The 25997-nt window shown below is 42.3% G+C and carries 20 protein-coding genes; 17 read left to right on the plus strand and 3 right to left on the minus strand.

From position 1 onward, the window contains the following. Positions 1 to 113 precede the first annotated feature (113 nt). The 5 genes from IQ276_RS06950 (at position 114) to IQ276_RS06970 (ending at position 9677) form a co-directional block, all read left to right on the plus strand. Positions 114 to 2921, plus strand: a complete 2808-nt coding sequence (locus IQ276_RS06950) for an NACHT domain-containing protein (protein WP_193920781.1) — start codon at positions 114 to 116, stop codon at positions 2919 to 2921. Between the two features lie 260 nt (positions 2922 to 3181). Continuing rightward, a complete protein-coding gene (locus IQ276_RS06955; RefSeq protein ID WP_193920779.1) occupies positions 3182 to 3823 on the plus strand; it encodes a GNAT family N-acetyltransferase in 642 nt (213 codons plus the stop codon). Between the two features lie 4 nt (positions 3824 to 3827). Continuing rightward, on the plus strand, positions 3828 to 6230 hold the full coding sequence (locus IQ276_RS06960) for a single-stranded-DNA-specific exonuclease RecJ (RefSeq protein ID WP_235115494.1): 2403 nt from the start codon (positions 3828 to 3830) through the stop codon (positions 6228 to 6230). A gap of 746 nt (positions 6231 to 6976) precedes the next feature. After that, on the plus strand, positions 6977 to 8686 hold the full coding sequence (locus tag IQ276_RS06965) for an HAL/PAL/TAL family ammonia-lyase (RefSeq protein ID WP_190875449.1): 1710 nt from the start codon (positions 6977 to 6979) through the stop codon (positions 8684 to 8686). A gap of 397 nt (positions 8687 to 9083) precedes the next feature. Next, the gene (locus IQ276_RS06970; protein ID WP_193924426.1) at positions 9084 to 9677 is read left to right on the plus strand and encodes a cytochrome P450; all 594 of its coding nucleotides are present in this window, start codon (positions 9084 to 9086) and stop codon (positions 9675 to 9677) included. On the opposite strand, the gene IQ276_RS06975 is transcribed toward IQ276_RS06970, so the two are convergent. Next, on the minus strand, positions 9652 to 10506 hold the full coding sequence (locus tag IQ276_RS06975) for an IS5 family transposase (RefSeq protein WP_235115308.1): 855 nt from the start codon (positions 10504 to 10506) through the stop codon (positions 9652 to 9654). The genes IQ276_RS06970 and IQ276_RS06975 overlap by 26 nt on opposite strands. A gap of 51 nt (positions 10507 to 10557) precedes the next feature. Here IQ276_RS06975 and IQ276_RS06980 point away from each other — a divergent pair, with 51 nt between their 5' ends. From IQ276_RS06980 to tyrA, 8 genes are all read left to right on the plus strand, one after another. Beyond that, a complete protein-coding gene (locus IQ276_RS06980; RefSeq protein ID WP_228043458.1) occupies positions 10558 to 11460 on the plus strand; it encodes a cytochrome P450 in 903 nt (300 codons plus the stop codon). A gap of 34 nt (positions 11461 to 11494) precedes the next feature. Continuing rightward, a complete protein-coding gene (locus tag IQ276_RS06985; protein WP_193923043.1) occupies positions 11495 to 13015 on the plus strand; it encodes a class I adenylate-forming enzyme family protein in 1521 nt (506 codons plus the stop codon). Between the two features lie 234 nt (positions 13016 to 13249). Then, complete coding sequence (locus IQ276_RS06990; RefSeq protein WP_193923046.1) at positions 13250 to 15100, plus strand: ScyA-related TPP-binding enzyme; 1851 nt, start codon at positions 13250 to 13252, stop codon at positions 15098 to 15100. 320 nt (positions 15101 to 15420) lie between these two features. Then, positions 15421 to 16566, plus strand: coding sequence for a 3-oxoacyl-ACP synthase III family protein (locus IQ276_RS06995; protein WP_190875453.1), 1146 nt, complete (start codon positions 15421 to 15423; stop codon positions 16564 to 16566). Between the two features lie 590 nt (positions 16567 to 17156). Then, positions 17157 to 17795 (plus strand): PEP-CTERM sorting domain-containing protein, encoded by a 639-nt coding sequence (locus IQ276_RS07000; RefSeq protein WP_228043434.1) that lies wholly within the window; start codon positions 17157 to 17159, stop codon positions 17793 to 17795. Positions 17796 to 18080: 285 nt separating this feature from the next. Beyond that, entirely contained in the window at positions 18081 to 18785 is a 705-nt protein-coding gene (locus IQ276_RS07005; RefSeq protein WP_235115495.1) for a PEP-CTERM sorting domain-containing protein, read from the plus strand. A 160-nt stretch (positions 18786 to 18945) separates the two neighbouring features. After that, positions 18946 to 19383: a chorismate mutase gene (aroH, locus tag IQ276_RS07010; RefSeq protein WP_193922272.1), complete on the plus strand. Its 438-nt coding sequence runs from the start codon at positions 18946 to 18948 to the stop codon at positions 19381 to 19383. 73 nt (positions 19384 to 19456) lie between these two features. Further along, positions 19457 to 20590, plus strand: coding sequence for a bifunctional chorismate mutase/prephenate dehydrogenase (gene tyrA / locus IQ276_RS07015; protein ID WP_193922271.1), 1134 nt, complete (start codon positions 19457 to 19459; stop codon positions 20588 to 20590). Positions 20591 to 20938: 348 nt separating this feature from the next. Here tyrA and IQ276_RS07020 read toward each other — a convergent pair whose 3' ends face one another. Further along, complete coding sequence (locus IQ276_RS07020) at positions 20939 to 21076, minus strand: hypothetical protein (protein ID WP_190884765.1); 138 nt, start codon at positions 21074 to 21076, stop codon at positions 20939 to 20941. Positions 21077 to 21125: 49 nt separating this feature from the next. Between IQ276_RS07020 and IQ276_RS07025 the strand changes: the two genes are divergently transcribed. The 4 genes from IQ276_RS07025 to IQ276_RS07040 all read left to right on the plus strand — a co-directional run bounded on the left by IQ276_RS07025 (position 21126) and on the right by IQ276_RS07040 (position 24856). Further along, positions 21126 to 21926 (plus strand): hypothetical protein, encoded by an 801-nt coding sequence (locus IQ276_RS07025; RefSeq protein ID WP_193925714.1) that lies wholly within the window; start codon positions 21126 to 21128, stop codon positions 21924 to 21926. Further along, positions 21926 to 22753: a hypothetical protein gene (locus IQ276_RS07030; RefSeq protein ID WP_193925712.1), complete on the plus strand. Its 828-nt coding sequence runs from the start codon at positions 21926 to 21928 to the stop codon at positions 22751 to 22753. Before IQ276_RS07025 ends, IQ276_RS07030 begins: the two co-directional genes overlap by 1 nt. A gap of 95 nt (positions 22754 to 22848) precedes the next feature. Next, complete coding sequence (locus IQ276_RS07035) at positions 22849 to 24240, plus strand: multicopper oxidase family protein (protein WP_228043449.1); 1392 nt, start codon at positions 22849 to 22851, stop codon at positions 24238 to 24240. 85 nt (positions 24241 to 24325) lie between these two features. Then, a complete protein-coding gene (locus IQ276_RS07040) occupies positions 24326 to 24856 on the plus strand; it encodes a hypothetical protein (protein ID WP_193922498.1) in 531 nt (176 codons plus the stop codon). Positions 24857 to 25073: 217 nt separating this feature from the next. On the opposite strand, the gene IQ276_RS07045 is transcribed toward IQ276_RS07040, so the two are convergent. Then, complete coding sequence (locus tag IQ276_RS07045) at positions 25074 to 25958, minus strand: LysR family transcriptional regulator (protein ID WP_193922499.1); 885 nt, start codon at positions 25956 to 25958, stop codon at positions 25074 to 25076. Positions 25959 to 25997: the final 39 nt, after the last annotated feature.

Consider the following 25997-nt stretch of genomic DNA (forward strand, 5'->3'; position numbering starts at 1 on the left):
AAATAAAAATTCAGATAAAACTTTTATTTGTTAACAAATACTACGCTCCATGTTACAAATTAAATTATACGTATATACTTAAATTGCAATATCTTGTATATTAAAATTAAGTTATGTTAGCTAGTTCTATTGGATTCTTCGAGAAGGTGCTAGGGGGAATAATTTTAGCACCAGTTAAAGATAAAATTGGCGATATTATTAAGCAAAGAAATGTAGAGCGTAAGATAGGCGAATGTGCTGATGTTGCAGGACAACTACTAGACAATTACTTTCAAGGTGAAAAGTTAAGTGAAGGTCAAGTAGAGTTAGTTATTTACGAAGTCCAACAAGCAATCCATTTATCAAACATAAATGCGGAACTACTTGCATCAGTATCACTAAAACCAGAAAAACTTTTTGACCATATTTTAGGGAAATATCCTATTCCTCAATCCATAAGAGAAGAGAAATTAGAGTATCTTTTTGAAATGGCTCTCCAAGTATCGGCAGAAAGACTCTGTGAAGTGGCATTGAGTTTTACTGATTGGGAAAAACAAGGGTGGAAACGGAATTTTGACGGAATCGACAAGATTTTAGAAAAATTGAACGAAATTATCGATAAGATTGGTAGTGGCGGAGAAAGTGGTGACGAAAAATTTGAGAATCTATATTACAGATCATATTTACTACGAAAACTTGCAAGGATAGACGCTTCGACATTACGGGCATCTTCGAGTGTTTCTCTAGATTTAACGACAGTTTTTGTCGAGCCTGATGTTATTAGTATAAGCAAATTATTCCAGGTACAAGAAAATGAAGCTCAAAAAATTGATTGCTTGATTTCCCTCGAAAACGAAAGACAAAATTTCATATCGCGTGGAGAAAGTGAAGATAAGAGAGTAGCAGCAGAAACATTTATTCCGCAACACAAAAAATGTGCAATTGTAGGTTTGCCAGGGAGTGGAAAAACGACTCTATTACAACATCTTCTTTTGGTTGCAGCAAACTGTGAGATTTTATTTGGTGAAACCAAAGGCGTAGTACCTGTTCTTATAAAAATACGAGAATTAGATCTCAACAACTTACCAGGAGCAGATAAATTGCTACAAGCTGCTGAGGGTAATCAAGTTTTATCTGATAAGTGTCCTGGCTTTTTGGAACGTCAGCTAGAAATAGGTAGAGTTTTGCTTTTAATTGATGGACTTGATGAAGTAATACCGGAAAAGCGTCAAGCAGTAATGGCATGGATAAGAGCTTTTGTAGAAATGTATCCTAATTCAAGATATGTAATTTCTTCAAGACCTGCTGGCTATCAATCAGAAGAATTTCAAAAACTAGGCTTCACCGAAGTCACACTTTGTAACTTTACTTCAGACCAAATTCGTAAATATGTTCAGCGTTGGACAACAGCGATTGAACTATCTGAAAGTAAATCTCAAGAGGAAATTGAGCAAGCTAGCACTGAAAGTGCTGATGCACTCGTTGACAGTACTGAGAGTAACCCTTATGTTCGAGGAATTGCTGCAAATCCTCTAATGCTATCTACACTTTGCTTGGTACAAAAGTATGAAGGTGGCAGATTACCTAATAGAAGAGTAGTTTTGTACCAAAGGTGCGTAGAAGGCTTACTATTTCATTGGGATCAAAAACGAGGACTTCCAGAAGCTATTTTAGGATTACCACTTCCTCGTAAGATGTTACTTCTGCGTCGCTTAGCTATTGAAATGCAAGTTGAAGGTGTAGCTGAGATTGAAGAAAGCAAGATTGAGCAGTCTTTTATAAATTCCCTTAATGAAGTTGGCGAAAAAGCAGATGTAAAGCAGATATTAGCAAATATTCGGGATAGAAGCGGATTGTTAGTAGAACGTAGACCAGGTATTTATGGCTTTTCTCACTTAACATTCCAAGAATATCTAGCTGCACTTTCCATTAAGGAAGGAGACTATAAAGAGGAGGGTAAAAACTACGATCGCTTTTTTCTCTTTTCTCAGTGGTCGCATTCTCAATGGTCAGAAGTTATAGCTCTTTATGCTGGTGTTGCTTCTAAAGATTCAGTAGAAAATATTTTAAAAGCACTGATTCAAACGAAGAATCCACAAGCAGTGATATTAGCAGGCAATTGTTTAGCTGCTGCTGAAAATCCTGGATTAGTAATTCAGAAAGAAGTGATCAATGAACTTTTATCACTGTCTGAAGAACTAGAAGTAGAAGGCTCGAATCCAATATCTTTCACAATATCTGAGATTCTTAATACTCTTAACGAACAAATCGTAATGAAGCAGGCATTAGCAGCACTCGATAATTTAGAAGTTGTTAACTCTGTAAGTTTCTTACTTAAGAAAAAAGATAATACTTGCATAGATAGTGTATTCCAAGCAGGAAAACGGATATTACTAGGAGAGCAGAAACCAGCTAAATGGGATTTTGTTATCTCTTTAATTCTATTAGAAATAGAAGACTATAATGCCGCTGATGCTCTTGGAAAACTCGCAGATATAGCAATACAAAAATCTTGTGTAGATAGCAGTTTAGGAGTTTTATATGGGTTTTGGTACATAGGTTTTTGGAGCTTAAATCGGAGAAAAATAACACAGCTACCTGGAATTTTAAATCTTTTCAACCAGGAATTAGCGCAAGAATATCATATTAATTTGTGTAAGTTTATTGCCGTAGTAAGTTCAGAAAATATTTTTATGGCATTACTGCAACAAGAACAAGTTGGAGATATATTTTCTGATATTACATATATTTTGGACAATAGAAAGTCTGCATCGTTGAAAACTTTGATTAAAAAAATTGCATTTTTAGTAGAACATAGTGATAATAGCCTGAGAGAATACGCGATACAGGCTAGTAATAACTTACTTTGGTGTGTATCACAAATAGAAAAGCTTAAGCAATCTTCTGAAAAAACAACCGCTCAAGAAGAACAGAAAAAATAGTGAGGTATTACCTAAAATTAATACTGTTCATTTTTTAGTTTCGGACTTTATCAATTCAGGGATGTATAAAATTGATAGATAAAATAAGGTTTTATCAATTGAGTTTGTATAGTATATTATATTACTTCTGAATGAAATACACAGATGGGATAGCAGGTCTCTGCTACCTTAAAATAGCCATTATTATACTCAGGTGAAAGTTGGTATATCAATACCCGGAAAATAGAAAAGATGTATAAAAAACGACAAATTACACGATTATGACAAACTTTGACGAAACTGAAGCAATTTATGTCCGCGAATTAGGAATTGATGATATCGCTCCCGTTTATCATTTGGGAGAAGAGTTATTTACCAGCGATTTATATCCTTATTTATACCGCACTTGGGATGAATGGGAAGTAATTGGGCTTTACAATACAGATCCAGAGTATTGCCTCGTAGCTGAAAGAGACGGAGAACTAGCAGGCTTTGTTTTGGGAACCATCATTACTAAAGCATCTTGGACTTACGGTTATATTTTATGGCTGGGAGTTAGTCCGAAATTTCAGCGTCGGGGAGTAGCAGACAAGTTAGTTGATAAAGTCGTCGCCCGCATGATTGAAGATGGGGCGCGGTTCATGTTGGTAGATACCGATCCCACCAATGTTTCAGCATTAAAGTTTTTTAATCGCAAAGGTTTTGGTAATATTCGCCAGCATATTTTCTTGTCGATGAATTTAAGCAAACATGAATATTATGGCAGATTAATTGATTACGAACACCAAAAAGCTGAAAGAGCCGGTTACAGGCGATCGCGTCCAGCAATTCGCGCCCGTAAACCCGATAGCGCTGCTAATGAAATACTACTTAATCCGCTAGTGAGTGAATCTCAAACCACCGAAGACCAATCTCCAATTTAATCAAATGCCAGCACAACAGTGGACTTTAGCAACAACAGAACAACCGCCAGAGTGGTTTATCCAAGCGGTGAAACAGCATACGCCCGCATCAAATGGACTGTATGCAGCACAATTGTTGTGGCAACGGGGAATTAAAGAAAAATCACAATTATTAGCTTTTATTAACTATAAAACTTATCAAGCAGCAAGTCCCTTTGAGTTTGGACAAGAAATGCATCTGGCGATCGCCCGCTTACAAAAAGCCCGCGATGGTCATGATAAAATTGCTATCTGGGGAGATTTTGACGCTGATGGCATTACCTCCACTGCCGTACTTTGGGATGGATTAGGAGAGTTTTTTATCCCAAACATCGAGTTAATTTATTACATTCCCAATCGTTTAAAAGAATCCCACGGATTGAATAATCAAGGAATTGATAATTTAGCCAAACAAGGTTGTAAATTAATAGTCACTTGTGACACGGGCAGCACAAATATTGATGAGATTATTTATGCCAAAGAGTTAGGTATCGATGTCATAGTTACCGACCATCACACCTTACCTGAAGAACGCCCACCAGTTACAGCGATTATTAATCCTCGATATCTGCCAAACGAACATCAGCTATATCATCTTTCTGGGGTGGCGGTAGCTTATAAATTGGTGGAAGCACTTTATCAAACTTTGCCTCATGTCCCCCAACACCCATTAGAAGACTTATTAGATTTAGTGGCGGTGGGATTAATTGCCGACTTGGTGCAGCTGAGTGGAGATTGTCGCTATTTAGCACAGCTGGGAATTCAACGACTGCAAGCAGATTTTCAACAGCCACCGACAGCACGACGACGACCGGGGGTAGGGCGATTATTAGAATTGTGCCAGAAAAGTGGCGATCGCCCCACAGATATTTCCTTCGGTTTAGGACCGCGAATTAACGCCGTCAGCCGCATTCAAGGTGATGCTAGTTTCTGCGTCGAATTATTAACCAGTCGCAATGCCAAACGTTGTAACGAATTAGCCGAAGTTACAGAACTCGCAAACACCCGCCGCAAATCCTTGCAAAAAGATGTACAAGCCCAAGTAGCACAAAAACTGACTCAATTAGATTTATCAACCACCAGCGTCATTGTCCTCGAAGATGCCCAATGGCCTGCCGGTGTATTGGGCTTAGTCGCTGGACAAGTGGCACAAGAAACAGGACGGCCGACGATTTTGTTAAGTACAGAGGGACTGGGGACTGGGGACTGGGGACTGGGGACTGGGGAGGAATTTTCCCAATCCCCAATCCCTAATTCCCAATCCCTAGCCCGTGGTTCCGCCCGTTCGGTAAATTCCGTCGATTTGTATCAATTGGTGAAAGAACAAGCACATCTGTTGCACCGCTTTGGTGGACATCCTTTTGCGGCGGGTTTGAGTTTAGCGATTGAGAATATTCCTTTATTTACAGCAGCAATTAATCAGCAGTTACGCCAATCTTTGGGTGGTACAACTCTTACGCCAACGGTGCAAGCAGACTTAGTGGTAACAGTTGCAGATTTAGGGAAAGAGTTATTTTTAGAACTAAAATTATTAGAACCTTGTGGAATGGGTAACCCTGTTCCAAAATTGCTAATTCAAAACTGCTGGTTTGAAAATAGTTGGCATCGCAATCAGCAAGATTGGCAAGGAAAAAAGGTACAGTACATTAAAACTGAGTTTAATATTCGGGATGATTCAACTAGAAGTCCCTTTCCTGGTATTTGGTGGGGACACTACAAAGAAGAATTGCCCATAGGAAGGTGTGATTGTATAGCAGAACTCGACTACAACACCTTCAAAAAACGCTATGAAATTAGATTAATTGCTGTGCGCCAAAGTGAAAACTCAGCACTCAATACTCAGCACTCACCATTCATCCTCGACTGGCGCAACCTCCCCACTCCCCACTTTGTACAGACGCGATTAATCGCGTCTCAACAGACTCCCCCACTCGTGCTTGAACATTGTCCGACGAACTGGGATGATTTACGTGTATGGTTGCGGCGATGTTTAACGACTACGTTTGATAATCAACAACAATTAGCCATCGCTTGGTCTAAACCCAACCACCAACCACCAAAAGAAGTTTGGCGAACCTTGGTTGGGATTGCCAAATATCTCAGTCGTACCAATCAATTAGTCACCCGCGTACAACTTTTAGATAAACTTGGGATTAGCGATCGCACCTTATTTTTAGGAATCAAAGCTTTAAAATATTGGGGATTCACAGTTACAAGACAAGACCGTGATTTCCACATCACCTGGAATCCCAGCAATGTCTTTGAAACCAACGCTGATGTAGCTGTTGCACAGTTTTTAGCCGCCGTCAGCGAAGAACAATTTCAGCAAAACTACTTTGCCGAAGTACCTTTATCTACTATTGTTGCCATGATTAATACTCAGTTCTGATTGCTATAGTGGTTCCAATCATCTGAGGTACGGAAATTTCTAGGGGCGCATAGCTATCATAGGTGTCAACTGAACGTAAAAACCTTGTAAGGACGTTATATAAAACTTACTCAATTACCAATCAATCCCGAGTTACCCCACCCCGGCTTTGCTAGCGCAAAACCGCCCCTCCCCTTACCAAGGGGAGGGGTTGGGGGTGGGGTAAAGCGTATGTGGGACAAGCGTTTGAGCTTAAGTTGACACCAATGCATAGCTATACGCTCCTACATTGTACTTCAATATTACACTTTTGGACGATAGACAAGCAAATATTGGTTAATTATGCAGTTTTATGCAATTAAGTGATCGCATTTCTGCATCCTCCAGGAATGAAAACTGCACGCAAAGGAGCAGAAAAGGTGGATGTGTTGTATGAATAGGTCGGATATTGTGTAACTCATTGGCAACAGTAAAACTACTGGCAGCTAATTAGTTTCTTTATACATTTCTTGTCAATTTTGTCAAGCTCAGTTTGAGATCAGTGATGCGGTGAGATCAAACTGCACTGGAATTAAAAATCTCAAACAGCGAAATTACTTACATGAGCAAAAATGAAGGAGAAATTCATAAAGGGTTTTATCTAAACTACTGTTGCTACGGTTACGCTCATCCTCTACTCCCCTTACCGAATTGGAAGATTGGGGTTGTTTGATAATTGTCAACTCATCGGTCAAGGTTAAAAACTTTAGTCACAAACTTTCAAAAACATGGATACACTTCGCTTAAATAAAAACACTGCCAACAAAACTGCCTTTTCTTTTGTGCATGGTTCTGATGACGCTGTAATTGTAGGCGATCGCAATCTCACTGTTGAAGAAGTCATTAGTGTAGCGCGTTATGGCACACAGGTACGTTTAACTGATGATCTAGAAAAATTGGCTAATGTCCAAGCATCCTGCGACTTTATTCACCATGCAGTTGAATCCGGGGAACCTATTTATGGCGTGACAACTGGTTTTGGTGGTATGGCAAATGTGGTAATTTCTCCTGAATCTGCGGCTTTACTACAAAATAATTTGATGTGGTATCACAAGGTGGGTGCAGGAAAAAAATTACCTCTGGTTGATGTTCGGGCTGCAATGCTTCTACGTGCAAACTCCCACATTAGTGGTGCATCGGGGATTCGTCTGGAACTCATCAAGCGGATGCTGATATTCCTGAATGCTGGTGTTACACCTCATGTCTGTGAATTTGGTTCAATTGGTGCCAGTGGTGATTTAACGCCTTTAGCGTATATCACCGGGGCATTGATTGGTTTAAATTCCAGCTACACCGTTGACTTTAACGGTGAAGAAATGAACGCACTAACAGCACTCAAAAAACTGGGTTTAGAACCATTGCAACTACTTCCTAAAGAAGGGTTAGCAATGATGAATGGCACCTCAGTTATGACAGGTATCGCCGCCAATTGCGTCTACGACACCAAAAATCTCTTAGCATTAGCAATGGGTGCCCACGCCTTAGCTATTCAAGGTTTAAATGGGACTAATCAATCATTTCACCCATTTATCCATAAACTCAAACCACATTCAGGACAAAAATGGGCTGCTAACCAAATGCTCAGCCTGTTGATAGGTTCACGATTAGTTCGAGAAGAGTTAAATGGTTCTCACAACTATCGCGGTGAAGATCCGATTCAAGACCGTTATTCACTGCGTTGTTTAGCTCAATATATGGGGCCAATTGTCGATGGACTTGAGCAAATTCAAAAACAAATTGAGGTAGAAATTAACTCTGTAACTGACAACCCGCTCATCGATGTGGAGAACCAAGCAAGTTATCATGGCGGCAATTTCTTAGGACAGTATATTGGTGTAGGAATGGATCAATTGCGTTACTACATTGGGTTGTTAGCTAAACACTTAGATGTCCAAATAGCGTACTTGGTAGCACCAGAATTTAACAATGGACTCTCTCCATCTTTAGTTGGTAACAAAGACCGGAGTGTAAACATGGGGTTCAAGGGATTGCAAATTACTGGCAACTCCATCATGCCTTTATTAACCTTCTATGGAAATTCCATAGCCGATCGCTTTCCTACCCACGCGGAACAATATAACCAAAATATCAACAGCCAAGGTTTTGCTTCCGCAAATTTAGCGCGTCAATCAGTAGAAATCTTTCAACAATATATAGCGATCGCCTTGATGTTTGGCGTGCAAGCAGTTGATTTACGCACATACACAATTGTTGAACATTATGATGCCCGTGCCACCCTCTCGCCTGCAACCAGAGATTTATATCTCGCAATCCGTGATGTAGTTGGACAAGCGCCGTCTCCCAACAGACCTTACATCTGGAACGACAACGAACAAGCCCTAGATGAACACATTGCCAAAATTGCAACTGATATCGCCAATGGTGGACAAATTGTGCAAGCAGTTAACGGTCTTTTGTTAACCTTAGAGGATGTTTGAAAAGTTATCTTGTCGGTAGCCCAAGGCTCTAAATCTTCCTAAATTCCCGTATAAATTGCCGGACTTTGAATCAGGTCACAACCAAACACTTTTCAAACAATCTCTAACACATACTTACACCAATTCGGAATTCAGAAGTCAGAATTCAGGAGTCAGAATCAAGACGCTCGTTGCGCTAAAGCGTCTCCGCTTCTCCCAAAGGGAGAGGCTAGCGCCAAGGGAGAAGACTCGCTCATAGCGTTGCTATGGCGAAGGCGTTGCCTCTCGTTCGCCCAAAGCGTCTCGTAGAGAAGAGAAGGCTTTACGCTGCGCTATCCGTCAGTCGCACAGAAAACATTGCTGAATTCTGACTCCTGACTCCTGAATTCTGTTTGATTAAATTTGGAGAGAAAATACAATGGTAAAACAGAGCATCTACCAAAATGGACGTAAAAAGCCTCCTGGCGTACCTGGTTTTCCAATTATTGGCTGCTTTCCCCAAATGTCAACAAATCCGCTGCAATTCCTCACCAATGCAGCGCGTGAGTATGGTGGCGTTGTCCATCTGGGGGCGATCGGTCCGCAACAACTTTACTTGATTGCCGATCCAGATTGTGTAAAGTATGTGCTGCAAGAAAATCCTCAGAATTACACAAAAGGTGAAAATTTCCAGGACATAAAACTGGTAATTGGTGAAGGCTTGGTGATTAGCGAGGGTGACTCATGGCGTTCCCAGCGTCGCCTAATGCAACCATCTTTTCACCGCCAGCAAATCGCCGCGATGGTCAATGACATGACCCAGCTGACCGCCCAGATGGTAGAACGCTGGCAAAAAATACCAGCCGGTACAACCCTCAATATCTCTGAGGAAATGCTTGTTCTGACACAGAAGATTCTCCTCAAGACGACTTTGAGTATTGACGCTGATAGCGACACCACCGAACTAATTCAGGCTTGGAATACTATCTATAGAACCCATTTGACATCTAAGAAGGTGCTGCAAGCCTCTTAATCATTAGCCTGATGAAGCAGATATTGAGTTTGGCAGTGGCACTAACCAGGGTTCGTTCAAAGTTCTTAACCAGAATTTTACAGCGCTCCATCCAAGCATTGGAGCGTTCGATCACCCATCTAGCTATTGCCGGAACAAATCCAGATTTTCCTTGTGCCGCTTTCTCTTGTTTTGAGGGTTTCGTAGAAAGTTGAAACTGAATTTTGGTCATGATCTCTGGGTAAATTCGCTCTAACTCCTGAGTCAAATATTCTGGGTGATACCCATGATCTAGCAGGATAGTAATCTTGGGAATATCGATAGGTTTTGACTTGAAGTAGTCGATGTTGAGAGTAAACATCTCAATTAATCCGGCATCATCCGAGACATTGGCGCGAGTACAGAGCGTAAAAAAGGGAAACCCAAGGGTGTCAATAGCCAAATGCCTTTTAATACCGTTGGTGGCTTTGTAGAAGCAAAAACCTTTCGACTCCACACTGGCGTTGCAGGTATTTTTCACTGCTTGGGAGTCAATGATGATCAATGTCGTCCAGTGCGGTTTTTTTTTTACCTGTTCACGCACTTGTCCATGTAAGACACTCATCAGTTCCTCAAATACCCCGGCTGCTCGCCACTGTTTGTAGTGCCAATATACAGTGGAATAAGGGGGGAGGTCTTTAGGTAAGTCTTGCCAATTGCATCCATTTTTTAGTTGATAGAGAATTCCATTGAAGATATCTCGCTTTGGCCAGTTGGTCGGTCGAGTCTGCTTCTTAGTCGGTAATATCTCTTGCAATAAGGGTTCAAAAATTTCCCATTCTGCATCAGTGAGGTTGCTGGAATACGCCATTAGTATTGGATTTTAGATGCTGAGGAGTACCTTAATTCAAAACCTCACAAGATGTCAAATGGGTTCTATAAGTTTCTGAGCGATCGCTTGTGGGCTGTCATCAAGCCGCCTATTAGCTTCCCCACGCCAAAAAACCGCCAGTTTCAGCAAGCAATCAACACCCTCCGCACAATTGCCAACAACATCATCCAACAACGCAAACAAGGCAATCGTACCACTTATGACATACTTTCAATGTTCATGAGTACTCAGGATGAGTCTGGCAAGGGATTGAGTGACCAGCAATTACATGACCAGATAGTTGGACTATTTTCCGCTGGATTTGAGACCTCAGCTGTAACACTTGGCTGGATCTGGTACTTGCTTTCCAAATATCCCACTGTGGAACGCCAGTTACAGGCAGAACTGACTACAGTCTTGGCTGGAAGAATCCCGACTTTTGAGGATCTGCCGCACCTGAAATATACCAAAATGGTTGTTCAGGAAGCAATGCGACTTTATCCAGGTGCTTGGGTTTATGCCCGCAACAACTTGGATGACGATTTGATTGGCGGCTATCATATCCCAGCTGGCTCCATGCTTTTGCTCAGTCCCTTTGTCACCCACCGCCTCCCGGCTTTTTGGGATAATCCTGAAGGCTTTGATCCTGAACGATTCACACCAGAACGCTCAGTTGATCGTCCGCGTTATGCGTACTTTCCTTTCGGCGGCGGCCAACGTCAGTGCTTAGGCGACATCTTTGCGTTAACGGAAATTCAGTTGATTGTAGCAATGGTGTGTCAACGCTTCCGCCTCAATCTCCTGCCTGAACACCCGGTTGAATGCCAGCCATTGCTAACTCTGCAAACACGCAAAGGCATTCTAATGACATTGCAGCCACGAAGTGAAATTGATAACGTCAGTCAGCTAAATACTCAAAAGACATTATTAACACTGAATTCTGAATTCTTCTGATCGAGGTAATGAAGTTAAGTGAGTCTTTTTAGCCATGAATATTGCCCATCATGTCGAGCGGGGTTGTCAACTCTATCCTGAGAAAATCGCTCTGATTTTTGAAGATAAATCTTTTACCTATAAACACCTGAATCAGCTAGTAAATCGTCTAGCCAACGGTTTAAGTGGATTAGGAATTAGAAAAGGCGATCGCGTAGTTTTGTTTTTGCCAAACATTCCAGAATTTATAATTTCTTATCTTGGCATTCTCAAAATCGGTGCGGTTGTCGTTTCAGTCAACGTGATGCTCAAAAGCAATGAAGTTAGTTACATTTTCAACGATTGTGCTGCCAAGGCAATAATTACCACTGAATCACTCGTTGAAAATGTACCAGATGCAGATTTACCGGAACTACAACACATTTTGATCGCAGAGGGTAGCGCCAAAAAGGGAACTACTTTAGCGAAACTGATGGATAGTGCTTCTAGCAATGGATATGCGATTGAAATAGATCGCCATGCTCCTGCTAGCATCGTTTATACATCAGGAACAACGGGTTTTCCTAAAGGAGCGACCCTTTCCCACGGCAACATAATTTCTAATATGTATTCCCAAAACCGTTGTTGTGGAATGCGACCAGATGACCGATTATTGCTTTATTTACCGCTATTTCATTGTTTTGGTCAAAATGCGATTCTCAACGCAGCATTAAACGTCTGCGCCACAATTATCCTGCAACGTCGATTTGACCTTGAGCAAGTCCTGAACGCGATCGCTACTCATGAAGTAACAATGTTCTTTGGGGTACCAACGGTCTTTATTAACCTTCTAAATAATGATTTATCTCGCTACAACCTCAATAGTGTGCGTTATTACTTTTCAGCAGCGGCACCAATGCCAATTGAAGTTGCCCAAACTTGGCGAGATAAGTATGGAAAAGTCATCAATGAAGGATATGGTTTAACTGAAACATCACCATGTGCATCTTATAATCACGATTTGAAATACAAACTCGGTTCCATTGGCGCTCCTATCGAGAATGTAGAAATGAAAGTTATTGACGATAGTGGTAATCAAGTAGAGCTTGGTGAATTGGGTCAAATAGTAATTCGAGGACCTAATGTCATGCTTGGTTATTGGAATCGCCCATTTGAAACTGCTCAAGTAATTAAAAATGGCTGGTTTCATACTGGTGACATTGGTCGGGTAGATGAAGATGGTTTTTTCTACATCGTTGACCGCTTGAAAGACATGATTAATGTATCTGGATTTAAGGTATATCCGACTGAAGTTGAAAATGTAATTTATCAACACTCATCTGTTGCCGAGGTAGCTGTATATGGCGTTAAGGATGCTGTCAAAGGTGAGATAGTTCAGGCAAATATTATCCTGAAGCAGGGCAACATAATTAGCGAAGAACAAATCCTCAAATTTTGTTCTGAAAGAATGGCAAAATACAAACTTCCCTGTGCTATTAATTTTGTAGATTCCCTACCGAAAAATCCAACGGGTAAAGTTTTAAAACGACTTTTGCGCCAGCAATCAAGCTCTCAATTAGCTGCTGTTAGTAAGTAATATAGGAATCATATTTGATTTTTGAAATTATATACGTAGGTGGGGAGTAGGGAGTAGGGAATAGGGAATCAGGCTTTTCGAGTTGTACGGAGTTTTTCAAAAATCAAATCATAGTCCTATACTAATTCTGATTTTTTGGGATCGCCCAGAGAATAGAACGCAAAGAAGGACTTTTCTAAGAGATTTACTCAATAAAGGTAAAAAATCAACAAAGAGGAATCAAGGTTGGCAATTATGAATACTAAATCTCTCAACAAAAACGCTAATTATTCTCCAGCTTTGGGAACAAAAATTAACCCTTCATCTAATCAAATTTCATTTGAAACTTCAACTGGATCTTCCATTTTTTCCCCTGCATCGCCAAATGAAAAATCTCCAGAGTCAGAATTAACCCCTACGGTTGCAGAGGCTCTAGTCGAGATCCTGGAAAACTTGGGAGTTAACTATGCATTTGGAGTTTCCGGAGGCGGTATTGGGCCATTGTGGGCAACATTAAACCGTAGCAACATCGAATTGCTTCACTTTCGCCATGAATCAGGAGCAGCCTTTGCCGCCACCGAGGCTTATTTTGCCAGCGATCGCCCCGTCGTGGTATTCACTACTACAGGCCCTGGTATCACTAACGCTCTGACTGGGCTTTTTGCTGCACGAGGGGAAGGAGCAAAGGTAATTTTCTTGTCGGCTGCAACCTCAACTGGAAATCGCGGTCGGGGAGCTTGTCAAGAAACCAGCGCCCACACAATGCCTTTCTCAGGGATTTTTACCTCAGGCCCACTATTCAATTACGCAACTATATTAGAGTCTGGCGATCAACTGCCAGAAATTTCTCGCAGACTTGCCCAAGGTTTAGCACAACCAGGCAGCTTTGTAGCCCATATTAGTGTTCCAACCCCAATACAAACTACACCATTAAAAGTCCAGATACCTGACCAAGGGTTTTTTCAATCTGTAGCAACAGCTAATGAAGAAGCGATCGCTGAATGTGTAAAGTTGTTATCAGCAGAATCCTTTGCCATCTGGGTTGGCTTCGGTGCGCGACACGCCGCAGAGGAAATCCGCCAGTTGGCAGAAAAAACTGGGGCGGCGGTGATGACATCACCTCGTGCCAAAGGGATTTTTCCAGAACATCATCCCCAATTTATCGGTGTCACAGGCTTTAGTGGGCATTTATCTGTCCTGACATATATGCAGGAGCAACGACCGCAGCGGATACTAGTGTTGGGAACGCGCCTTGGTGAGCCTACTTCATTTTGGAGTCCGGCCATGACTCCGATTAATGGGTTCATTCATGTTGATATTGATCCGCAAGTTCCAGGAGTGGCTTATCCATCAGTAGAGACTCTCGCTGTCCACTCAGAAATCAAAACATTCCTCAAAGCTATATTAAAACACCTTCCAGAGCGTCTTAATTGGTTTCCCACTTCCTCCCTACCGCGTCCTGAAACCTACACGAATACTCAGCGTACCAATGGCTTAGTGCGACCCGAAGCACTGATGGATGCAATTCAACGGCTGATTGTTGAGGACAGCGATGCCTCAATCTTAGCTGAAGCGGGTAACTCCTTTGCTTGGGCAACTAACTTGCTGCGATTTAACCAACCAGATCGTTACCGGATTAGTACTGGTTTTGGCTCTATGGGTCATGCTACCACGGGGGTAGTTGGTGCGGCATTAGGGCGAAAAGGTAAAGCCGTGGCGATTGTTGGCGATGGAGCGATGCTGATGAACAACGAAGTCAGCACAGCAGTGAGATTCGAGATTCCATCTGTCTGGATTGTCCTCAACGACGGACGCTACAATATGTGCGCCCAAGGAATGGCATTGCAGGGGTTAAGTGGCAACGTCCCCATAGATACGGAAATACCGAGTACTGATTTTACCGCGATCGCCAGAGCTATGGGAGCCGATGGCATCTGTGTGAATACTGAATCTGACTTGGAAGCAGCTTTAGAAAAAGCACTTGCCTCCACTGTTCCATTCATCGTTGATGTGAAGATTGATTCAACCCGACCCGCACCTATTGGAGGTCGCATTCAAAGTCTGATTCAGCAAGGAGCCATAGAAGCTAAAACAGGGCGTTCCTAAATCTGTGCATCTACGTAAATTCTCAATCTTGCCCAGAAGTTAATCAGAAATTTATACCAGTGTAAAAGGGACTGGGGACTGGGGGAGATGAGGGGGATGAGGGGGATGAGGGAGATGAGGGGGATGAGGAGGTAGGGGAGAAGTTGCAGCAAGTCTTTCCCCAATCCCCAATCCCCAATCCCCAACCCCCAATCCCCAATCCCCAATCCCCAGTCCCCAATCCCCAATCCCCAGTCCCCAATCCCCAGTCCCCAATCCCCAATCCCCAATCCCCAATCCCCAATCCCAACGCTAAAAACAAAATCAAAAGGACATTTATCATGACAACATTAGAACCAGTAGGTATTCGTGCAGTCTCAGTTAACTTTCCTAGCATCATCCGGACAAACAATTACTACAGAGAGAATTTCCCAGAGATGGTTGCTGAGGCTGAACAAAAAACCCTGGCTAAACTATTTGTACCCGATGAAGCCACAGTCAATAGTGACGATGATATCTGGTCACAAGAGGTAGCACCGTATATGTCAGACCCCTTCCGTGGTACTGTCGAGCGAAGGGTATTAGCTGCCGATGAGACTTCCCTCTCACTAGAGTATCGTGCCGCTATCGATGCTCTCGAAGCCGCAAAGCTATCTCCTGAAGACATCGACCTCATGCTCGTGACTTCACTGTTCCCAGAGCAAATCACACCTGGTAATGCTGCTTTTCTTGCTGGGAAACTGGGACTACAAGGTGCGGCGTGGAATATAGAATCAACTTGCACTTCAGCGTTAGTTTCACTTCAGACGGCCTGTTCTTTGGTGCAAACGGGACAGTATCGCAATGTGTTAGTGGTCGTCTCAACTACGTATTCGCGCTACACCGACGAAAATGATACTCTGGCGTTTTTATCGGGCGACGGTGCTGGAGCCTTTGTAGTTGGTAAGCTGAAACCAAACCAAGGTATTCTCGGCACCAAAATTGCCAATACTGCTGCTACCTGTGGTGCTTTCTATAATGAATTCACCACCGATGAGCATGGTAACGTCAAAATGTTCATCCGAGGTGGCAAGGGTGCAAGTAAGATGTTTAACGAGACGACGGTGAAGTTTATTCGTTTATGTTGCCACGGTGCGATCGCCAATGCTGGACTCACCTTAGATCAAATAAACTTTTTTGTTTTTAATACACCCAGTGCCTGGTATTCACGAGTTTGCACCCGCGCTTTAGGTATTGAACCAGAGCGTACAATCAACATCAATCCCCTATATGCCAACATTGGGCCAACCTTCCCCGTAGCTAATCTCTACCACGCCGCCCACGCAGGTAAAATTCGTGAAAACGATCTAGTTCTCGTCTACACAATGGGTTCATCATCTAATGCTGGTAGCTGCGTCATGCGTTGGGGCGATGTCGCCCTAGGCCCTGCTCCCGCTTCGTCAGTTAGCCTTTCTCAACAAGAGGATAGAATTCTGATTCGTCAATAGTAGTGGTCTATGTCATTAATTTTGAGGACTTGAAGCTGACACAAAGAAAAGTCACCAGCAAAGGCTTCCTTAGTTCAGAACTTCCGAGGACGCGGATAATTTTAAAACCATCAAAATTAATGACATGAACCAATAGTCTGTCCCATTAATTTTAATACCTGAATCAGCTTTTAAGATTTTCTTATTTACCTCTTACTTTGCGCTCTTTGCGTCCTTCTCCCAAGGGGAAACGCTAACGCGAATGCGGTTCGTTTTCTTATCCATCGAGATTAATGATATGAATCAGTATTTTGTCAATTTTTGATGAATGGATAAACAATTAGTCAGGACTTTAATCTTTATTTTTTAAGCACTAAATTCCTGACTAAAAATCCTCAAAAATAAATTCATAAGGTCTTATAGGAGTCATAGATAAATTTGAGTTTGCAAACAATCTTTATATTGCCATTCCTATCACAATGCAAAGATTACATAGATACACATGGTATTATTGCCCGTAACGCGATCGCTTGCCAAACAACGAAATTTCCAACATTCAAGTACACTTATATTGCGAGACAAATAAAATGGCTTTGTTGAATAAATTTTCGATGGCTTCTGCTATCAGCATCGCAGCATTTTTAGTTTTAGGAACAGTTGGCATAAATCCAGCCCAAGCTGCTCTTTTTAAATTTACTTTCGAGGGTGAGGGAGCAAATGGTTACTTTATTTATGATGATTCAGCTAATAAGATAGAACCTCTCGGCCCTGACTTTCCTCTTGCTGAGTATGATGGCTCAGTAGAAAAGTATTTTGTTAATGCAGGGGGTATTCTGGCTGAGGGAACAAAGGGATTACAGCAAGATATACATGATGAGGCCAGAAATGTTCTTTATCTTGGACGCCCTGGTAATTTGGGCTACGATGGTGGTGCCGCTGATGACTTTATTCTTTACGTTCCTCCGGCTGCTCGTGGGGAGCAATACGGTTTGTCAATTCGCTTTAGTTACCCGGAGGGAAGTTTTTCAGATTCTGTTGCCCTACGAACGAGTGTACCTGACACCGCTAGACTCAGAGTCTACCCATACTGGGACTTTCCCAATACAACGGGAGACTACACCTTTGAAGGAACCGTTAAAACAAAAATCGAAAAAATTCCTGAACCTGCATCAGTGTCTGCATTGCTGGGAGTGGGTGCTTGGTTTATCTTCCGTCGTCAACGCCGACAATTACAGCAGATTTCAAGTTAATGAAGTACACCATCTAAGTCTTAAAACTAGGCACAGAGCCTATTCTAATTCTGTTAGCGCAGCGGGACGTAGCCCTTTCTGACTGCTGAATTCACCAATTCTGCTGTATTATCTGCACAGCATTAATTATAGCGAACCAACTTAGTATATTTAGGTCTTTTTCTGTTAGCTTATTTAGTTTTAGTCCATGAACTTCAGGCGGTTGATTAGGCTTTTAATGTCTGAGCTTTCCTAAAAGCCGATTTATGAAATGGCAGAAAATTATTAATGCTAACAGTTCTCCCCATGAGACTTTTTTGGGTAATTTTAGAAAGTCTATTTGGCAATCAATCTTGTTTAGAGGTAATAAAAATGGCTCTGTTGAATAAATTATCGCTTCCTGCTATTTCCAGCGCGGCAGCATTACTCATGTCAGTAACATTAAACATAGATAATGCTCAAGCAGCGCTGTATAGATTCAGCTTCGAGGGTGAAGGAGTCAACGGTTACTTTACTTACAATGACACTACTATAGGCTTTGCGGATTCACCGAACGCTACCGGATATTTTGAAGCGGGATATGATTATAAATTTGACTTGGGGGAGAAGGGAGTTTTTGAAGGAACTATTGGCAATCCAATTGTTTTTTTACCTCGTCTTGAAGATGGTGTTACAGCACCTGAAACCGATGATTTTCTTTGGGAAGTACTTCCTTTTCAACGGCAGCCAGCGTCTGAGTTGGCTTTCGTGAGCTATTTTCATTACCCAAAGGGTTCATTTGAGGGATCTACCGCTATACGGACAACAGTCCCAAGTACTGCAATCCTTGATGTCTACCCAAATGTGGACTTTCCGAATTCAATAGGCAACCTGTTGTATACAGGAACTGTCCAAACCCGAATCGAAAAGATTCCTGAACCTGCATTGTTGCCTGCATTGTTAGGAGTAGGCGCTTGGTTTATCTTCCGTCGTCGTCAGCGTCATGGAAAACTACTTGATATGGATATGTAGAAAAAATGCTGCTTTAGTTAACTTTTAGGCCTGTCTGAATTAACCCTCTTTCATCACCAAAGAAGTGCTGAGTGCTGAGTTAGAAATGAATATGTTGACTCAGCACTACTGAACTTGGGCATGAACCGAAATAATCTAAAATTGGCACGGTCAAATCAATATGGATAAGCTCACATTTCTTACACATACATACCAACAAATTAACATATCAGCGCCACCTGGAGAATGGCGGGTGCGGGGACTCCGGGGTGCAACTACAGTTAATCATAATTCAGCACAAGCGATCGCAGAAGCTGTGGATGAGTTATTGAACGCCTTAGAAGTAAACAATCCCTTAGATCCTGCCGAAATCGTTAGTGTCACTTTTTCCGCTACTCCTGACTTAGATGCCATATTTCCAGCTGCGGTGGCACGTCGTCGTCCAAACTGGGATCGAGTTCCTCTCTTGGATGTGCAGCAAATGCAGGTAAATGGTAGTCTGAAATGCTGTATTCGGGTGCTAATTCACTTCAATACCCCCATGCCTCAGAGTGCATTACGCCCCATTTATTTGCGCGGGGCTGCACAGTTACGCCCAGATTTAGCGATATTCAGTTAGGCCTAGCCGTAGTCTGTCGCAAACATCGGTCTTCCATGCACCAAAAAAATTAATAATACATTTGAGAGGTCTTATGCTTCCAGAAAAGCTGAAAAAAATTGACCAACAACTCATTGAATTACTAGGTAAAAGAATTGCAATTTTAGCTGAATCACAATCCATTTCTTTAGAAGAACAAATTACTAATTTTACATTTTCCTTGGTGCAGGCTGGTGTTCCAGAGTCGATGTGGAAAAACCTGGTTACAGATTGTACCTCTGCTGTTGCTAATGCATTTTCCCCTCCAGCTAAGACCAAGCCACGACGGATTACTCTAGTTGGCGGACGGGGGATGATGGGGCACTTCTTCCAGCAGAAGTTCTCAGCTGCCGGTCACTACGTCAGTATTCTCGATCGCACTGACTGGGAACAAGCAGAATCGCTGCTAAAAAAAGCAGATTTAGTTTTAGTTTGCGTTCCGATTGAACATACCATAGAGGTGATCCATAAACTTGCTAAATACCTTTCGCCAACTACTGCTTTAGCGGATATTACTAGTATTAAGACTCCCATATTACAGACGATGCTTGAGCAGCATAGTGGACCTGTAATGAGCTTACATCCAATGTTTGGCCCAGGCATCAAATCATTCTTGTCTCAAAAAGTTGTAGTCTGTTCTGGTCGTGGAGATGATGCATTTCAATGGCTTTTGGATTTGATTGAAAATGATGGTGGTAAACTGATTATGTCTACACCAGAAGAACACGATCAAATGATGATTGCTGTTCAAGCAATCCGTAACTTTAAAACCTTTAGTCTTGGTGTTTTCTTAGCAGAAGAAGAAATCAATATTCGTCGGAGCTTAGATTTTTCCAGCCCAATTTTTCGTCTGGAAATTGACATAGTTAGCCGCTTATTCACTCAGTCTGCACCTCTGGTAGTAGATATTATGCTTGCTACATCAGAGCGCCGTGAAGCTATTGGGCGATTAGCGTCTACTTATAATCGATTGGCACAATTAATTATTCAGAATGATCGAGATACCCTGATTCGGGAGTTCAAAGCAACCCATAGCTTTTTGGCAGAAGAAATGAACTCTGCTGTAGAAGAAAGTACTCATATAATTAACACCCTGACTACACTTTTAGCAGCTAGGGATGTCGAAAAAAAACAATCATATTTTGTCAGAAAACAAACTGCGATCGCTAATCAACCTATAGCACCATAAGCCTGTGACATAGTGCGATTCGTCCAAAACCTTGTAGACTCAACACTAATTTTTACAATACAACCAAAAATGTTAACTAGAAAGCAATTTATCATGATGAGCGCAGGTTTAGGAGCAGGAATCCTACTCCCCGAACTCCTCAAAGCAAAGAGAACCTATGCAGCCTCGCCCCCACTTTCAAAATTTACCGAGTCTCTGCCCATTTCATACCCTATTTCACCGCCTAGTACCTTAGATATTGCGCCAGGTAGACATTCGTTCCACAGCAGCTTAGGGTCTATTCCTACCTGGGGTTACGGCGGATTGCCTTATCTTGGCCCCACTTTCGAGGTCACAAGCCCTAGCTATCTAGTTGGTATACAAAGCAGGTAAGCTGAGGAAAGCACCTAGCAGCAGTAAAAAATTAGTGATAGTAAAGTTGCCTCGCCATCGCCCAGAACGAAAATTCAGTAACATCAAACGAATAATTTTAGAATGTTCGCTCATCGAATGTGTGCATTGTGGTAAAGAGTTAGTTCTACGTAGACCAAGGCACATGCGTAAAACCATTCAAACAATGGATGGTGCAGTGTTTGTGGCAGGTAAAAGTAAAGAATGTACCAATCCCAATTGCACACATTTTGGTAAACATTACTACGCTACTGGGGTGCTAAAGTACAGTCTGCCTTACAGTACCTACGGGCTAGACGTGCTGGCATTTATTGGTTGGCAACATGAACATGAGCATCAACAGTTGGTAGAAATTCAACGCTCATTAAACCAGCGCGGTGTTGAAATTAACGAAAGCAATGTGGGCAAGTTATACGGTCAATTTTTGGCACTGTTGGGTGGAACGATTGCACATACGGCTGAGAAGTTAGCTGCGACAGCGATTGAACATGGTGGTTTGATTTGGGCAATTGATGCCTTACAGCCAGAGGGTCATGGGACTTTGTTGTATGTGTTATACGAGGTATTAAGTGGCACACCAGTTAGTGCAATTCAATTGCCACAGGCACAAGCACAACGGTTAATTGAGTGGCTGCAACCATATAAGGAGTTGCCGTACACAGTGCTGGCAACATTATCAGATGGGGAATCAGCAATCATCGCGGCAATAAATTCAACTTGGACAGATGTACCACATCAACGTTGTCAGGCACACTTCCTAAGTAATTTGAGTGAATCTGTGCTGCCATTAGATACAAAGCTCCGACAGCAATTAAAGGCAGATTTAGACGGGCTGCCAAAAGTTCCTGATTACTCTGAAAGACCCCAAAAACCAAGCTCCGAACAGCAGCTAGATAGTACCCCCCTTTTTCAGTCATCCCCTATTTGTCACGAGACGCAGAATTAATGGCAGTGGAAGCTCAAATTCGTGCGGCGATTCGGGATTGTGTCAATCGCACAAGTCGCAAACCGTTTAGTTGGGGTGGTTTAATGGGCTACCAGCAACTATTAGCTATTGGAGAAGTACTACGTAGTTTACCATACCGGGAAATTGATACAGATTATTTATCTCTGTTATCAGTATGGGTGGACCTTGCCTTAAGTAATAATCGTTCAGTCGCGTCTGACTTGTCAGAGGCGCACCAATGGTTGCGACGAATTGCTAATTGTTTGCGCTATCCTAATAATTCTGACCGTACCTCAGATGATGTAATCGATATTACAGAGACTGCCCAAATCCCTTTAACAAGCTTTCAAGTTCGGCGTGAGATGGAAGAGTTATTACAGATGTTTCAACCTGACCATCAACAAAATCCGGCACAGTTTGCTCTCAAAAAAAAGTTACAACGTTTATGGGATAAATACAGTACTGACTTATTACACTGCTATGATATCCCTGGTTTGCCACCAGATAACCTGAAAATCGAGTCTTTATTTAGTCATTTGCGTCGCCATCAGCGACGTATTAGTGGACGCAAATCAACTGTTGAATTACGTGATTTGGGCCAATATCAAGTTCTATTTGTAGCTCAAAACGAAAAACAGTTACTTCAACAAATTCGGGAAGTACCTATAGCTGAGTATAAAACTCAACGTCGTAGATTAGCGATCGCACAAGCTCCTCGCCAACAAAAACGTCGCCTTCATCGTAATCCAGTTAGCACAATACAATCTTTGGTCAATCAACATCAGGGACTTCTCACTGTGCTTGAGTTTCAAGCTCTTAAATACTAATTAGACAGCCAGGGGTCACAAGGGGAACGCCCGTTAGGATTCGGGCATTCAACAAACTCGGTACTCACCCATTAGCTGGGTCAGTCGATACCAACTTGCATGGTGTCAATGCGTCCGATATAACTAACCCACGGACAATCATCCACTTACACGGCAGCAATACCGAGCCTGACAGCGACGGTTATCCAGAAGATACATACCTGCCCGGACAGAGCAATGTGTACAACTACAACAACAATCAAGAAGCAGGGACACTCTGGTATCATGACCATTCCCTTGGTATGACTGCCCTGAACCTCCAAGCGGGGCTGGCTGGGATGTATCTGATTAGGGATGAGGACGATCCCATCGGTGGCAATGGCCCCCTTGGTATCCCTGCCGGAGCGCCCTATGAAGTGCCCTTGATCCTGCAAGATCATTCCTTCAATTCCAACGGTTCGATGTCCTTCCCAGTCACATGGAAAACTGAGTTTTACGGTGATGTTGCGATCGTCAACGGTAAGGCTTGGCCAAACCTCAATGTTGACCGAACTTTGTACCGCTTCCGCATCGTCAACGCCTCAAACTCCCGATTTTTCAGACTTAAGCTGTCGTCAAATCAGCAACTAATTCAAATTGGCAGTGACGGAGGATTTCTGAATGCTCCAGTATATTTGTCTAAGCTACTGCTGGGGCCTGGTGAACGAGCTGACGTACTCATCGACTTTTCTAAAAGCCTGCCAGGAGAGAAGATTGTATTGCAAAATGACGCTGCTGCACCCTATCCTAAGGGTTTGGCTACGGTAATTGCTCAGGGTTTCTTTAAAATGCCAGAAATCATGCAGTTTACAGTGAATAAGGGTGCTGCCGTTCCTAAACCTATTCCCACACAGCTGCGAGTAAACAATCCATTAATCACAAAAATTGCTACCAAACCAGTGAAACAGCGCAACCTGGTTCTAATAGATATTTTGAACTCTAACTTTCAAGTGTTAGCGATGATGCTCAACGCGGTTTACTGGCATGAAGCAGCCAACCACCCAGAATTGAGGGAGCGACCAAAAGTAGACACAGTAGAGCAGTGGAACTTTATCAATCTACAGCCATTTGCCCACACAATGCACTTGCATCTAGTACCATTTCAAATCCTCAACCGCCAATCAATCAATGATACTGCGTACTCCGCAGCATACAGAGCTACTGGACCGCGTAAAGTACTCATGCACGACGCACCTGGTGGGGATACAGTGCCCTATAATTACCCACCACTCGACCCTACCCCCTATTTAAAAGGTTTACCAAAACCGCCAGCAGCGAACGAAGCTGGTTGGAAGGATACTGTGGTAGTCAATCCGTTTGAGGTTGTTCGTCTGATAGTTCCCTTCGGTGCTAAAGCCGCAGCAAACTTACCTTTTGGCAATTCATTCACTGGACGCTTCGTGTGGCACTGCCACATGCTTAATCACGAAGATAACGACATGATGCTACCCTTTGACGTACTACCGTAGCCCTTACCAGCAGCTATTAGTTACACAAATAAGTAGTCATGAAAAATCCTTGTTAATAGTGATTTCAAATCAAAGGAAAAAAGGAATGAATTTTGACAAAAAGCTCGCAGTTACCATCACTGGTACGGTCTGCCTTTTAACAACTATGATGGCTCCTGTTTCCGCCGCCATTTTTAATTTTTCCTACTCTGGTACCAGTGTACTTGACCCAAATGACATTGTTACAGCCACAGGAACATTAACAACTAACCCTTACGATTCAGCTACAAATAGTTATGAGATTATAGATATTACTGGCACAAGAAATGGCAATCCAATAGAGTCTTTGTTATCTCCAGGCTCATTTCCTGACAATGATAATCTCTTATTCGATGAACCTCTGACATTGGGTGAATTTGGATTTTCTTACACCGCAGCAGGAGTGCCATATAATGTGTTTTACGAGTATGACTATTTAGAAATAGGTTATCCAGGTTACTACACAGGTTATCCCCTCACTTCTTTTTCTATAACACGTGTCCCTGAATCTTCCTTAATGTTAGGTATACTATGTATAACTGTTTTAGTGGCTATCAACAAAATAAAGGATAAGAGGTTATTTATAAACAAAAGCTGAAGCTGGCAATCACTTGCTCGTAAGACAAATCAATGATTCATAAAACGTATTGCAAGATAAGAGACCATTTATAAAGTAAATCTTAAGTAGGGTGCGTTACGGCTTTGCTATCACGCACCGCAATAGAAGATGGTGCGTTAGGCGCAGTTCATATTTCTCGCGATCATTAATCTCAAAATATACGCCTAACACACCCGACAATAATTTTATTTTTACTTTATTGCTTTGTAACTTGTCTAACTATCTCCACAAGCTTCTGCACAGTTGGGGATGTCTCATTTTTTCGCCAAATCATCGCAATGCCGACTTTTGCGGTAGATTCTTGTACGCTTTTATAAACTACCCCAGTCCGTTGGAGATTTTGCAAAGATGCTGGCACGATCGCCACACCCATCTCGGCTGCTACTAAGCTCACAATTGTTTGCATCTGGATAGCTTCCTGGGCAACATTCGGACTAAAGCCTGCTTGCTGGCAAAGACTGATAATTAAGTCGTAAAGTCCAGGCGCTAATATTCTGGGAAATAAAATAAATGATTCATGAGCAAGCGATCGCAAACTAACATCAGCTTGATTCATTAGCAAATGTGTTTCAGGAAGTGCCACCATCAGGGGTTCTTGAAAAATTATCTCCCAGCTAAATCTATTTTCTTCCACAGGTGGACGCAGAAATCCCACATCCATCCGACCTTCCCGCAACCACTCCAGTTGCTGATCTGTAGTTAGTTCACGCAATTCTAAACTCACGCCAGGTACGCAACTACGAAAAGTTCGCAGAATAGTTGGCAAAATATTATACGCCGCTGAACTGACAAAACCGATTACCAACTGTCCAATTTCACCTCGACTTGTTTGTTGTCCAACTCGGATTGCTTGCTGTAATTGCTGCAAAATTTGCTGTACTTCATCCAGAAATACTTGCCCTGCTGCTGTTAATTGCACACTTCGTTTTGTGCGGTGAAACAGTTCAAAGCCCAATTCTCTCTCTAGCTGCTGAATTTGTTGGCTCAGAGGCGGTTGAGCTATGTGTAATCTCTGGGCCGCCTGTCCAAAATGTAGTTCCTCTGCCAAGGTGACAAAATAGCGCAGGTGTCGTAGTTCCATCTGATGAGTTGAGTAATATCTTTTAAATATTAGTTAAAG

Origin of the sequence: Desmonostoc muscorum LEGE 12446 (assembly GCF_015207005.2) — a bacterium.
GTDB lineage: Bacteria > Cyanobacteriota > Cyanobacteriia > Cyanobacteriales > Nostocaceae > Nostoc > Nostoc muscorum.